This is a genomic window from Vibrio fluminensis (assembly GCF_015278125.1).
In the GTDB taxonomy this organism is placed as follows: domain Bacteria; phylum Pseudomonadota; class Gammaproteobacteria; order Enterobacterales; family Vibrionaceae; genus Vibrio; species Vibrio fluminensis.
This window is the reverse complement of sequence record NZ_JADILO010000017.1, coordinates 1-13007: the sequence shown is the minus strand read 5'-3', so window position 1 is coordinate 13007 and position 13007 is coordinate 1. Positions and strand designations below refer to the sequence as shown.

General features: G+C 46.9%; 15 protein-coding genes. 8 read left to right on the top strand and 7 right to left on the bottom strand.

Annotated elements, in window-relative coordinates; genetic code table 11:
- Positions 1 to 4 precede the first annotated feature (4 nt).
- From trkA to def, 4 genes are all read right to left on the bottom strand, one after another.
- Positions 5 to 1381 carry a Trk system potassium transporter TrkA gene (trkA, locus tag IRQ95_RS12760; protein WP_194437295.1) on the bottom strand — a complete coding sequence of 459 codons (1377 nt, stop codon included), beginning with the start codon at positions 1379 to 1381 and terminating at the stop codon, positions 5 to 7.
- 148 nt (positions 1382 to 1529) lie between these two features.
- A complete protein-coding gene (rsmB, locus tag IRQ95_RS12755) occupies positions 1530 to 2810 on the bottom strand; it encodes a 16S rRNA (cytosine(967)-C(5))-methyltransferase RsmB (protein ID WP_194437294.1) in 1281 nt (426 codons plus the stop codon).
- Between the two features lie 118 nt (positions 2811 to 2928).
- On the bottom strand, positions 2929 to 3876 hold the full coding sequence (gene fmt, locus IRQ95_RS12750) for a methionyl-tRNA formyltransferase (RefSeq protein ID WP_194437293.1): 948 nt from the start codon (positions 3874 to 3876) through the stop codon (positions 2929 to 2931).
- Between the two features lie 32 nt (positions 3877 to 3908).
- Complete coding sequence (def, locus tag IRQ95_RS12745; RefSeq protein WP_075648189.1) at positions 3909 to 4421, bottom strand: peptide deformylase; 513 nt, start codon at positions 4419 to 4421, stop codon at positions 3909 to 3911.
- A gap of 171 nt (positions 4422 to 4592) precedes the next feature.
- Here def and IRQ95_RS12740 point away from each other — a divergent pair, with 171 nt between their 5' ends.
- The 4 genes from IRQ95_RS12740 to IRQ95_RS12725 are packed head-to-tail and all read left to right on the top strand — an operon-like array spanning position 4593 to position 7277.
- Positions 4593 to 5081 carry a hypothetical protein gene (locus IRQ95_RS12740; protein WP_194437292.1) on the top strand — a complete coding sequence of 163 codons (489 nt, stop codon included), beginning with the start codon at positions 4593 to 4595 and terminating at the stop codon, positions 5079 to 5081.
- Positions 5074 to 6189, top strand: a complete 1116-nt coding sequence (gene dprA, locus IRQ95_RS12735) for a DNA-processing protein DprA (protein WP_194437291.1) — start codon at positions 5074 to 5076, stop codon at positions 6187 to 6189. The genes IRQ95_RS12740 and dprA overlap by 8 nt, the downstream gene beginning before the upstream one ends.
- 2 nt (positions 6190 to 6191) lie before the next feature.
- Positions 6192 to 6668, top strand: coding sequence for a DUF494 family protein (locus tag IRQ95_RS12730; protein ID WP_284438308.1), 477 nt, complete (start codon positions 6192 to 6194; stop codon positions 6666 to 6668).
- Between the two features lie 24 nt (positions 6669 to 6692).
- Positions 6693 to 7277 carry a DNA topoisomerase family protein gene (locus IRQ95_RS12725; protein ID WP_194437290.1) on the top strand — a complete coding sequence of 195 codons (585 nt, stop codon included), beginning with the start codon at positions 6693 to 6695 and terminating at the stop codon, positions 7275 to 7277.
- Positions 7278 to 7358: 81 nt separating this feature from the next.
- On the opposite strand, the gene IRQ95_RS12720 is transcribed toward IRQ95_RS12725, so the two are convergent.
- Together IRQ95_RS12720 and purE are read right to left on the bottom strand one after the other, a co-directional pair.
- Positions 7359 to 8492 (bottom strand): 5-(carboxyamino)imidazole ribonucleotide synthase, encoded by a 1134-nt coding sequence (locus tag IRQ95_RS12720; RefSeq protein WP_194437289.1) that lies wholly within the window; start codon positions 8490 to 8492, stop codon positions 7359 to 7361.
- Positions 8493 to 8495: 3 nt separating this feature from the next.
- On the bottom strand, positions 8496 to 8981 hold the full coding sequence (purE, locus tag IRQ95_RS12715; RefSeq protein ID WP_194437288.1) for a 5-(carboxyamino)imidazole ribonucleotide mutase: 486 nt from the start codon (positions 8979 to 8981) through the stop codon (positions 8496 to 8498).
- A 304-nt stretch (positions 8982 to 9285) separates the two neighbouring features.
- Here purE and tsaC point away from each other — a divergent pair, with 304 nt between their 5' ends.
- From tsaC to IRQ95_RS12695, 4 genes are all read left to right on the top strand, one after another.
- A complete protein-coding gene (gene tsaC / locus IRQ95_RS12710) occupies positions 9286 to 9843 on the top strand; it encodes an L-threonylcarbamoyladenylate synthase type 1 TsaC (RefSeq protein WP_194437287.1) in 558 nt (185 codons plus the stop codon).
- A 17-nt stretch (positions 9844 to 9860) separates the two neighbouring features.
- Positions 9861 to 10781 (top strand): oxygen-dependent coproporphyrinogen oxidase, encoded by a 921-nt coding sequence (hemF, locus tag IRQ95_RS12705; protein ID WP_194437286.1) that lies wholly within the window; start codon positions 9861 to 9863, stop codon positions 10779 to 10781.
- Positions 10782 to 10849: 68 nt separating this feature from the next.
- Positions 10850 to 11683: a shikimate dehydrogenase gene (aroE, locus tag IRQ95_RS12700; protein WP_194437285.1), complete on the top strand. Its 834-nt coding sequence runs from the start codon at positions 10850 to 10852 to the stop codon at positions 11681 to 11683.
- On the top strand, positions 11683 to 11949 hold the full coding sequence (locus IRQ95_RS12695; protein WP_194437284.1) for a DUF1488 family protein: 267 nt from the start codon (positions 11683 to 11685) through the stop codon (positions 11947 to 11949). The genes aroE and IRQ95_RS12695 overlap by 1 nt, the downstream gene beginning before the upstream one ends.
- On the opposite strand, the gene IRQ95_RS12690 is transcribed toward IRQ95_RS12695, so the two are convergent.
- On the bottom strand, positions 11939 to 12490 hold the full coding sequence (locus IRQ95_RS12690; RefSeq protein WP_194437283.1) for a gamma carbonic anhydrase family protein: 552 nt from the start codon (positions 12488 to 12490) through the stop codon (positions 11939 to 11941). The genes IRQ95_RS12695 and IRQ95_RS12690 overlap by 11 nt on opposite strands.
- Positions 12491 to 13007: the final 517 nt, after the last annotated feature.

Below are 13007 nucleotides of genomic sequence, written 5' to 3'. Positions count from 1 at the left end.
CGCCTTAGAGGAAGAACGGACTCGGCTGGAAGAGTGTCTCTACATCAGGGACATACTTCTTATCGACCAAGAACATTACGACGTGGTCATCTTGTTCGATAACCGTTCTATCGTGGGCAATCAGTACTTCTTCACCACGCACAATCGCACCAATGGTGGTGCCTGGTGGCAGTTTAATATCGCCAATCGCGCGACCGACCACTTTCGAGGTGCTCTCATCACCGTGGGCAATCGCTTCGATTGCTTCTGCAGCGCCGCGGCGCAGTGAAGATACGTTAACAATATCAGCACGACGCACGTGAGTGAGTAGGGCAGAGATGGTGGCTTGCTGCGGTGAGATTGCGACATCGATGACGCCACCCTGTACCAAGTCGACGTAAGCACCGCGTTGGATCAGTACCATTACCTTCTTCGCACCCATACGTTTGGCAAGCATGGCTGACATGATGTTGGTTTCATCTTCGTTAGTCAGGGCAATGAATACATCCACTTGGTCGATGTTTTCTTCGGTCAGTAGCTCTTGGTCTGCGGCGTCACCACAGAATACAATGGTGTTTTCCAGCTCTTCTGAGAGACGTTCAGCGCGCTGGTAATTACGCTCAATCAGCTTAACGCTGTAGTTTTGTTCAAGGCGTCTAGCTAAGCTGGCTCCGATGTTACCACCCCCGACAATCATGATGCGACGGTATGGTTTTTCGAGGCGTTGCAGTTCACTCATTACGGAGCGAATGTGGTTGCTTGCTGCAACGAAGAAAACTTCATCGTCTGCTTCAATAATGGTGGTGCCTTGCGGACGAATAGGACGACCTTGACGGAAAATCGCAGCAACACGGGTATCAATGTGCGGCATGTGCTCACGCAGAGCGGAGAGTGCATTACCCACTAATGGACCGCCATAGTAGGCTTTAACCGCAACTAAGCTAACTTTTTGCTCAGCAAAGCTGACTACTTGCAGGGCGCCTGGATATTGGATCAGACGTTCAATGTAACTCGTGACGAGTTCTTCAGGAGCGATAAGGTGGTCAACGGGCACTGCGCCAGATTGGAATAGCGCTTCTTTTTCAGCAAGGTATTGAGGGGAACGAATACGAGCAATTCGATTGGGCGTGTTAAACAGAGAAAACGCTACTTGGCAGGCCGCCATGTTGGTTTCATCAGTGTTGGTCACCGCGACCAGCATATCGGCATCTTGCGCCCCTGCTTCGCGCAGTACATCTGGGTGACTTGCATGACCATTTACAACACGTAAATCATATTTATCTTGCAGTTCACGTAGTCGGTCACTGTCTTTATCGACGATGGTGATATCGTTATTTTCACCAACAAGGTTTTCTGCCAAAGTACCGCCAACCTGACCTGCGCCAAGAATGATGATCTTCATATTCTTATCTCATTTTGTTACTGAAATACCCATAAGGCTATTGTGGTTAATATATATTAACTCTTACCTACTAGGTATAGTTCGTATTCCAATGCCTTGAAAATAAAAGTGAAACCTATAAAGAATAAGTTTCACTTTTATGACAGAACTAGGCTTTTTTGGTCATTACTGCGTAGTAGAAACCATCCATATCGTCTTCACCTGGAAGGATTTGACGACCAGGGTTGTCGCTCTCTGAGCCTTGCAGCTGTGCATCTTTAGTGCGCTCAAGGAAAGCTTTCACCTGTAGTTTGTTCTCTTGCGGGGTGATAGAGCAAGTTGCGTAAACTAAGGTTCCGCCTGGTTTTAGTTGTTGCCACATCGCATCAATGATTTCACTTTGCAGTTCAGCCAATGCGTCGATGTCGTCAGCGCGACGTAGCCACTTGATGTCTGGGTGACGACGAATGACACCGGTTGCCGAACATGGTGCATCCAATAGAATGCGATCGAACTGTTCGCCGTGCCACCAATCTTGTGGTTTGCGCGCGTCGCCACAAATCACTTCTGCTTGAAGGTTAAGGCGCTTAAGGTTGTCGTGCACACGTTTTAGACGTGAGTCATCACAGTCGATTGCGACCACTTGTGCATCTTTGGTGCGCTCAAGAATGTGTGCCGTTTTACCACCTGGTGCAGCGCAGCAATCTAGAATCAGTTCACCATCTTGCGGGGTTAGGTAATCAAGTGACAACTGAGCCGCGGCATCTTGGACCGATACCCAGCCTTTTTCAAAACCTGGCAGCTTAATGACATCACAAGGCGCAGCGAGTTTCAGAGCGTCAGCCGCTTGTGGATGAAGGCTAGTTTCGATGCCTTCTTTATCGAGTAGCGCTTGGTATTCATCACGGCTATGGTGCTGGTGGTTCACACGTAGCCACATTGGCGCTTTGCTGTTGTTGGCTTCAACAATGTTTTGCCACTGCTCTGGATACGCTTGTTGCAGCAGTTTCAGTAACCAACTTGGGTGACCGTATTTGCCTGCGTTGTGGCTAACGGCTTGCTCATCCAATTGCTCTTGATTGCGTTGGTAGTTACGTAATACCGCATTGATTAAGCCACGTAGGCGCGGACCTTTAAGATCTTTGGTACCCTCGACGGTTTCGCCAACCGCTGCGTGAGCAGGAATACGCATAAAGCTCAGCTGGTAAATACCCACAAGGATTAGGTGGTGGAAGACACGTTGTTTGCCTTTTAGCGGCTTGTCCATCAACTCATTGGCGATAGATTCTAAGCGAGGCAAGTAACGCAGCGCACCGTAGCAAATCTCTTGTAATAGAGCATGGTCACGAGGTCGAATCTGCTGTTGAGCCGCAGGAAGGGCGTTAGAGAGTGATTGACCTTTGTCGACAACTTGGAAAAGGACATTAGCTGCCGCAGCGCGAACATTCATGTTGAATACCTTAAAGTAAAGGAGGGCATCTCTGCCCTCAAAAAGTTCTTATATACCTACCTGTTGCTCGGCAGGTATTGTCACCATTGCGCGGATTACGCATTGGTTTTGGTTTGAATTAAGCCAGTTGGCTGCCTACTTCAAACCAAGCCGCACGTGAGTTCAGAATATCTTGAACCGACATGGCTTTTTTACCTGGTACTTGCAGTTGCTCTAGTACCAATACGCCATTGCCTGTTGCCACATAGATACCTGATTTATCCGCTTGGATAATCGTACCCGCAGGTTTATTGCTACTTTGCTCTGCGACACGGCTTTGCCATACTTTGATGCTGTTTTCCGCTACTTCAAAGTGGCTCATTGGCCATGGGTTAAAAGCACGTACACAGCGTTCAATGTGCGCCGCGTCGTCATTCCAGTCAATGCGCGCTTCTTCTTTGCTTAGTTTTTTCGCGTAGTTCGCAAGCTCATCATCTTGCTTAACTGGTACGGCTTTACCTGTTGCGATATCGGCTAAACAATCAACCAATGCAACAGGACCAAGTTCAGCAAGTTTTTCGTACATTGATGCGCTAGTATCGCTTGCTTCGATTGGTAGCGTCGCGATTTTTAGCATATCACCAGTATCAAGACCGATGTCCATCTGCATAATGGTTACGCCTGTTTCGGTATCACCCGCCCAAATTGAACGTTGGATAGGTGCAGCGCCACGCCAGCGTGGAAGAATCGAACCATGCACATTGATACAGCCCAATTTCGGCGTATCTAGAACTACTTGAGGTAGTAGAAGGCCGTATGCTACTACCACCATTAGATCCGCATTAAGGTCGGCTAATTCTTGCTTAGCTTCGTCTGACTTAAAGTTTTCTGGTTGGTATACCGGAATGTTGTGCTCAACCGCGATCTGTTTTACCGCGCTCGCAGTCAATTTCTTACCGCGACCTGCTGGGCGGTCTGGCTGTGTGTAGACAGCAATAACTTCGTGCTCCGAAGACAACAACGCCGCCAAATGACGGGCGGCGAAGTCCGGAGTACCTGCAAATACAATACGTAAAGGCTTGCTCAAGGTACCTTCCTTCTTACTAATTCTGTCGCGACTTAACGTTGCTTGTCGTTAAAGCGTTTGATTTTCGCTAGCTTGTCTTGAATACGCTTACGCTTTAGTGGCGATAGGTAATCAACGAATAGCTTGCCTTCTAGGTGATCCAGTTCGTGTTGAACACAAATCGCCAGTAGGTCGTCCGCTTCGAAAGTGTATTCTTCACCGTCGCGGTTTAGTGCTTTAACGGTCACTTCTGCTGCGCGTGGCACAAGAGCGCGAGCACCAGGAACTGAAAGACACCCTTCTTCAATGCCATCTTCGCCGCGTTTCTCTAGAATTTCAGGGTTAATAAGCACCATTGGCTCATTACGGTTTTCTGAAATATCGATAACTACGATACGCTGGTGAACATCAACTTGCGTCGCAGCAAGACCGATACCTTCTTCGTCGTACATGGTTTCAATCATGTCGTCGACGATTTTTTGAATTTCTGGAGTCACAGCTTCTACTGGCTTAGCCACAGTGCGAAGGCGATCATCTGGGAATGTTAATACTTGTAATACAGACATATTCACTCGAAATATTGATTTGTGCCGAATCGAGATTACCTCGTTGGCTCAATTCTAGACATTTTAGACCTCAAATGACAGCATCAATACGCTTTTTGAGGTGCTTTTCTGTCGATAAAGTAACCACCTTTGTTGTCAGGTTTATTAACGAATCAATACAAGGAGTGGGTTATGCATTGGCGATACACTAAGCTTCTTTTGCTGGTTACACTACTGTTTTTGCAGCTCCCAAGCTATGCTCAGCAAGCGCCTGAGGTTAAAACGACAGTTAAACTAATCCCCAAAATTCGTCCTCTCGATGCAAATCAAACAGTGCTGCCAACTGAGTCGGCTGCCGATAGCTTGGCATTGGTGCTCTCATCACAACAGTTGCGAGACGCTGCGCGGGTGATTGGACTTAACCATGGTAAGCATTACATCACTGACCAAGATCGGCTCTTTATTACTGGCGCGCAGAGCCAAACTCGCTGGGGAATCTATCATCCAACCCAAAGCTACTCACAAGATGAGTCAGAATTCGTCCAGCTAAAAGTGGTCGCATGGGCTGAGTTGCAAGAGAGCGGGGAAAAGATGTCGCGTTTGCAGATCACTCGTTTACTACAAGAAGTGCGGGCTGATGATATTGCGCTACCGATAGAGTGGAGTGAGCGTCGTGACTGAACAAGCATTGCGAGCTTGGTTAACGCTCTATTTCACGCCAAGATTAGGGGGGAAGGGGTTACAAAAATTGCTCGCTAAAGCGAGCCCGAATGATTTGCTCTGTTGGGATGGCGCGCAACTGCAAGCGGCAGGGCTTTCTAGCGCGCAAGTCGCTTTTATTCAGCGAGCCAGTCATGACTATATTGAGCAGTGCTTACGCTGGCGAGATGAAGCGCCTCATCACCATATCATTACTCTTGATGACCCACGTTATCCACCACTGTTAGCGCAGGTACCAGTGCCACCCCCTCTATTATTTGTCAAAGGTGAACTCACCAGCTTGAGTTCGCCACAAATCGCGATCGTCGGCAGTCGCCACGCTACGATCGATGGTTTGCAGAGCGCTAAGCATTTTGCGCGAGCCATGGTGGAGCAGGGTTTGATAGTGACTAGCGGTTTAGCGCTGGGTGTCGATGGTCATGCCCACGATGGTGCGCTGCAAGGTGGTGGTCAAACTGTGGCGGTATTAGGCTGCGGACTCAATACCATCTATCCGGCGCGGCATAAACAATTGGCAATGCGAATTGAGCAACAAGGTGCGTTGGTTTCGGAGTTTCACCCCAACATCTCGCCCAAAGGCGCCAATTTTCCCCGTCGTAATCGTATTATCAGCGGTTTGTCATTGGGGGTTTTGGTGGTGGAAGCAACTGAGCGAAGTGGTTCTTTGATTACTGCTCGTTATGCTGCTGAGCAAGGACGAGACGTGTTTGCTTTGCCGGGCTCAATACATACGCCCCAAGCCAAGGGGTGCAATCAGTTGATCAAGCAAGGGGCTGCGTTAATCCAAACCGTTGATGACATCGTAAATGAAATAGAGCACCTGCTACTGTGGTCTAATAATTATCAGGCTAGATTAGACGCTGATGACGTGATTGAAAAAGAAGCGAAAGAACAATTGCCATTTGCCGATCTTCTAGCTAACGTAGGCAAAGAAGTAACACCAGTTGATATTCTGGCACAAAGGACCAATATTCCTGTGCAAGAGGTCATGATGCAGCTGTTAGAGCTCGAGCTCTTAGGGCATGTTGTTGCGGTTTCCGGTGGCTATATTCGAAAGGGGAGGGGCTAGCTATGATGATGGATATCCTTATGTATCTATTTGAAACTTACATCCATAGCGATGCAGAGTTACAGGTCAATCAAGATGAGCTTGAAGATGAATTGCTTCGAGCGGGTTTTGATCAAAAAGACATTTATAAAGCCCTTGTCTGGTTAGAAGAGTTGGCAGCCTTGCAACAAGGTGAGCTTGATTCAGCGATCTCAGTCAGTGGTGCAATGTCGACGCGTATTTACACCGCGCGTGAGATGGACCGCTTAGATCTTGAGTGTCGTGGCTTTTTGATGTTCTTGGAGCAAGTGAGTGTGCTGACCACAGAAACTCGTGAGATGGTGATTGATCGAGTGATGGGTTTAGAGACCGATGAGTTTGAACTCGAAGATCTCAAATGGATTGTGTTAATGGTGCTATTTAATGTGCCGGGCAATGAAAATGCCTACACGCTTATGGAAGAGCTGTTGTATACCAAAGAACAAGGTATTCTTCACTAACTTAGGCAGAACGCACCTATTTATATGAGTAGTAAAATCGACCAACAACTGTTTTCTGCCCATGAGCACGCCCTAGAACACCAAGCTTGTCCTAAATGTCAGGAACAGCAGCGTGAGGGCGAGTTGCATTTGCGCCACGGTAAACATGGTCCCTTTTTAGGTTGTAGCCTCTACCCGGAGTGCGACTACATTAAACCGCTGCACCAAAACGATGGTCATATCATCAAAGAGCTTGGTGTGCCCTGTCCACAATGTGGCAATGAAATGGTGCTGCGCCAAGGTCGTTACGGGATGTTTATCGGCTGTAGTCACTACCCAGAGTGTCATCACATTGAATCTCTGGAGCACAACGAACAGCCAGAGCAGAATGCGCAGATTACTTGCCCTGAGTGCAGCAAAGGTCACCTAGTTGAACGTAAAACACGCTTTGGTAAGCTGTTTTACGCCTGTGATAACTATCCGAAGTGCAAATTTGCCGTTAATCAGCCACCTGTGGCTGGCAAATGTCAGGCATGCGGTTTTCCGCTGTTAGTGGAAAAGAAGCTCGCTAGCGGAAATAGATTGCAGTGTGCCGACCGGAAATGTCAGCACACTCAAACAGACGGCTGATGCTTCGTTATGATAAATATAAAAAGCGACGGTTTAACGTCGCTTTTTAATAGATGTTGATAAGATACTGACTAGGTTCAGTTAAGCTGAAAATTGTTTAGCAAAATCATGGATAGCAGGAAATGCCTCACTGTCCAATACATCCGCTAAGGCAAAGAGTCTGCGTTGCAGCTCACCACTGTAGTCACCACTAACGTTGATATGCCCCATCTTGCGACCCGCACGTTTTTCCTTGCCATACCAGTGAATGTGACAGCCTGGCATTGATAGTAGTTCTGCTGGTAAGGTGTCTTCACCGAGGATGTTGATCATTGCCGTCTCACGCACCAGTTTGGTGCTACCTAATGGTAGACCGCAGACTGCACGAAGGTGGTTTTCAAATTGGCAAGTTTCTGCGCCTTGCTGGGTCCAGTGACCTGAGTTATGCACTCGCGGAGCTATCTCATTGACTAATAGCTGGCCATCAAGGTCAAAAAACTCCAGTGCCAATACACCCACGTAATCTAAGCTGTCTGCTACTGCGGTAAACATTTGTTGCGCTTGTTCTTGCAGCGCTTGATCGGCGATAGCGGTAGAAAGACTCAATACACCATTGGTGTGAACGTTTTCAGCTAATGGGTAGACTGCAATCGAGCCATCTTTACCACGAGCACCAACTAATGAGACTTCACGTTGGAAAGGCACAAACTGCTCAGCCACAATGGCTTGGTTATCGCTGCTTGCGATGCAATCTGCCATTTGCAGCCAGATAGTCTCGATGTCTGCGGCATCTTTTAAACGCCACTGTCCTTTGCCGTCGTAGCCACCAAGTGCGCTCTTTAGCACCATCGGAATACCCACATGTTCAATTGCGTGGGTAAAATCTTCACGAGTGTTAATCACTGCATACTTAGCGTTACGTACCCCAGCGTTATCCAAGAGTGCTTTTTCAATACGGCGATCGCCGCCAGCTCTGATCGCGGCCGTTGAAGGGAGAAACTTGCCGCTTTGTTCACACAGATCGAGAATATGATGCGGGATATGCTCAAACTCAGCGGTGATCACATCGGCGCTGGCAATCGCGTTGTCTAAGCCGCTGCCAAGTACAGTTTGCGTTAATGGATGAACAATATTGCCGTTACCGACATCATAAGCCGACAGTTCGATATTCAGCGGTGCACCAGCCAGTGACATCATTCGCGCCAGCTGACCTGAGCCTAAAACCAAAACGTGCATGGATTAATCCTCTGCTGGGTTTGAGTTTGCTAGTACAGTTTCGGTTTGCTCGTTACGGAAAGCTTCTACTTTCGCCATCACTTCTTCATCATGAGTACCGATGATTTGTGCCGCGAGAATACCTGCGTTGGCTGCGCCTGCTTCACCAATCGCCAGTGTACCGACCGCAATGCCTTTTGGCATTTGTACGATTGATAGCAGTGAATCCATGCCTTTTAGTGCACGAGATTGCACCGGTACGCCCAACACTGGCAAGCTAGTAAAGGCCGCCGTCATGCCCGGTAAGTGTGCGGCGCCGCCAGCGCCAGCGATAATGACTTTGATGCCGCGCTCTTTTGCGCTGGTGGCGTATTCTGCTAGCAGTTGAGGGGTTCGGTGCGCAGAAACCACTTTGGTTTCATAGCTCACGCCAAATGTGTCGAGCATTTCTGCTGCAAGTTTCATGGTTGGCCAATCCGATTTTGAACCCATGATAATACCGACTTTCATCTCACACTCCTTCAAGCTGCTACTGGGGAATACCAAGTTAATTTGTGCGCATTATACGAGTATTTTTAGCTCAAGCAAACGTTTGCGCGAGGTAAAAATCGAATTGACACATTTAATAAAAAAATTGCTTTAGTCAGCGCGGCAGATTGTTAGTAAACTGAACAAAAATGTTAACATACCATTCCAACTAGACGTCGCAGTGTGATGAACTCAGGAAAAGCTCGCTTCAAGGCACACGATGGAGACGCTTTTTTTGCACTTCGCTTTGCGTCGTTTCGGTATCGAAATTAGAAAGGAAACTTGAGTGGATAACTTTGAGCAAGCGCTGAGAGCATTGCAGCAAGGTGAAGTGATTGCCTATCCAACCGAAGGTGTATTCGGTGTTGGCTGTGATCCTGATAGCCCGCAAGCGATTGAAAAACTATTGACCTTAAAGCAGCGTCCTGTCGAAAAAGGATTGATTCTGATTGCGGCGAGCTATGAGCAGTTATTGCCTTATATTGATGAATCACAGCTGACAGAAGAACAATTGCAAACGGTGAAAGCTTCTTGGCCTGGTCCTTATACTTGGATTATGCCGGCAAGTGATAAGGTCTCTGATTGGGTCTCGGGTCAGTTTGATTCGATCGCAGTACGAGTGACCGCTCACCCATTGGTACAAAAAATCTGCCTAGCGTTTGGTAAACCGCTGACTTCTACCAGTGCCAACCTTTCTGGTTTGCCACCGTGTATGACGACGGAAGAAGTCGAATCGCAACTTGGTGACCAGTTAGTTGCCATTTTGCGTGGCGAAACCAGCGGTCGCGATAAACCGAGTGAAATTCGTGACGCAAAAACGCTAAAAGTGCTAAGACAAGGATAAGAACAAAGGAAGCCAAGATGCCAACTTCAATTGATAAACACGCAGTAAAACAGTTCTTAATGGCGCTGCAAGATCAAATTTGTACCCAGTTAGAAAGCGCTGATGGTAAAGCGAGCTTTGAAGAGGATGCTTGGCAACGTCAGCCTGGCGAACGTTTGGCTGGTGGTGGTCGAACTCGTGTGATGACCAATGGCGCGGTGTTTGAACAAGGTGGGGTGAACTTTTCTCATGTTAGTGGAAAAGAGATGCCTGCATCAGCGACCGCACATCGACCTGAGTTGGCAGGGCGTAGTTTTGAAGCGATGGGAGTCTCTTTGGTTATGCACCCTCATAACCCTTATGTGCCGACATCCCATGCTAATGTGCGTTTCTTTATTGCTGAGAAAGAGGGTGAAGCGCCTATTTGGTGGTTTGGCGGTGGGTTTGACCTTACACCTTTTTACCCATTTGAAGAAGATTGTGTTTATTGGCACAACACGGCGAAAGAAATTTGTGCACCGTTTGGTGATGATATTTATGCCGAGCATAAGGCATGGTGTGATAAGTACTTTTATTTACCACACCGTAATGAGACTCGTGGTATCGGTGGCTTGTTCTTCGATGATCTCAATCAGTGGGAGTTTGAAAAGTGTTTTGCCTACATCAAAGCAGTAGGAGAGGGTTACACGCAAGCTTATTTGCCAATTGTTGAGCGTCGTAAAACGACCTCTTACGGTGTCCGAGAAAGACAGTTCCAGCTGTATCGTCGTGGACGCTACGTTGAATTTAACCTCGTCTTTGACCGTGGCACCTTGTTTGGCTTACAAAGTGGTGGACGTACCGAATCAATTTTGATGTCAATGCCACCAATGGCTCGCTGGGAATATGGCTACCAGCCGGAAGCGGGTTCTACCGAGGCTGCACTTTATGAGCATTACCTCAAGCCAAGAGAGTGGTAACGCTTTTCTCCTTATATAGATAATGATAGGGTCAATGTCGACCCTATTTTGTTTTTGGTGATAAGGATATGACACAACAAATTGATCGCTACGCTGTTTTTGGTAATCCCATTGGACACAGTAAATCGCCATTTATTCACACTCTGTTTGCCCGCCAAACTAGCCAGCCTTTGACTTATACTGCGGAACTGGCACCAGTGGATGGTTTTAAACATGCCGCTGAGATGTTTTTCGCCCAAGGTGGTCGTGGTTGTAATATTACGATGCCATTCAAAGAAGATGCCTATCAGTTTGCTGATCGACTTACCGCCCGTGCTGAGTTAGCAGGAGCGGTCAATACCCTAAAGAAGCTTGATGATGGCATTATTATTGGTGATAACACTGATGGTGCAGGTTTGGTGCTGGACTTGCAAAACTACCAAGTACCACTGACCGATGCACGTATTCTGATCATTGGTGCGGGTGGCGCGGCGCGAGGTGTCATTCAACCATTATTAGAGTTAAAGCCTCAGCAAATCGTTATAACCAATCGAACCTTTAGTAAAGCTGAGCAGCTTGCCAATATGTTTACCGAGTTAGGCTCGATTCAAGCTGTGGCGATGGACCAAGTACTAAGCGGTTTTGATCTAGTGATTAACTCAACGTCTGCTAGTTTGAGTGGCGAGTTACCGGATATCTCTCCAGCAATCTTTACCCCAACGACCATTGCTTATGACATGATGTATGGACAAGGTAAGACGGCGTTTAACCAATGGGCACTAGAACTAGGCGTTGCTCAGGCATATGACGGATTAGGTATGTTGGTCGGCCAAGCCGCAGAAAGTTTTATGTTGTGGCGAGGTTTAAGGCCGGGTACAAAGCAAATCTTACGCGAATTACGCAAGAATTTAGAAGGTATGTAATGAATCAATCGATTCTATTCCCAGATATTCAAGACTGGGATGATGGGTTGAACGGGGTAAAGTTTCCTGCTCAACAAGCCGGAGCATTAATTGAATGTGTGGTGTCATTAGAGTATTTGAGTTCACTGGCGAGTGAGCCTCTGACAACTGCCCAACAAGCCTTAGCGGTTTTTGAACAAAATCGCTTTGAAATCGAAGAGCTTGCTGAACAGTTAATAGAAGAGGAAGAGTACAACGTTGCAGGCTTAATTGAACTTAAGGCGTAATATTCTCAACTTGATGTAAGTAGTCTTCTTTATTCTGTACATAGTTATTGGCAGATTTAAGTAAAAAAGCACGTTCTTCTTCTTTTAATGGGCGTGCTTGTTTTACTGGACTACCCACATAGAGAAAACCAGTTTCTAATCTTTTTCCGGGTGGAACTAAACTGCCTGCACCAATCATCACCTCTTCTTCTATTACCGCACCATCAAGCACTATCGTACCCATACCAACTAAAACGCGATCTTTGATAATACAGCCGTGCAGCATAACTTTATGCCCGACAGTGACATCATTACCGATGATCAACGGATAGCCGGATGGATTTTGCGCATTTTTGTGGGTGACGTGTAAAACTGACCCATCTTGAATATTGGTGCGCTCACCGATCTCGATATGGTTTACATCTCCGCGAGCTGCGACCAGCGGCCAAATACTAGAATCATCGCCGATAGTGATATCACCAACTAAAACTGAACTACTATCTATATAGACGCGTTGACCAATCGATGGGGCAATGCCTTTATAGCTGCGTAATGAACTCATTTTTGCTCCTGAATAGATGTTTCAAGCCTAATATAGCCATGATTTTGCCAAGAAGAGTTGAAGAAATAGGCGTTTGTGACTATAAAATGCCCAAATGATAAAGAAATCAAAAAAAACCGCAAAAAGGGCTTGCCAATGTGACGGCGATCTCTATAATGCCACCTCGTTGACACGGCAAAGCTTCGAAAGAAACGAAAGCCAAGTTGACATGGTCACTTAGCCAAGCGAAACGCTTGAAAAAAAGTTTGAAAAAAGTGGTTGACACTAAACTTTATCTCGCTAAAATGACCGCCTCTTCCGAAGTGATGTGAGTCACAAAGAAGAAAGCTCTTTAACAATATAAACCTATCAATCTGTGTGGGCACTCGTTGATGATAATCCAAATAGATACTTCGGTATCAAATTAGATTTCAATGAACTGAGTGACCAATTGATACTTCGGTATCAGCACAGTCAATTCATTATCGTTCTGTTGGAACGATAATAGCTTTAAAATTACTTCTTACTTTCGGGTAAG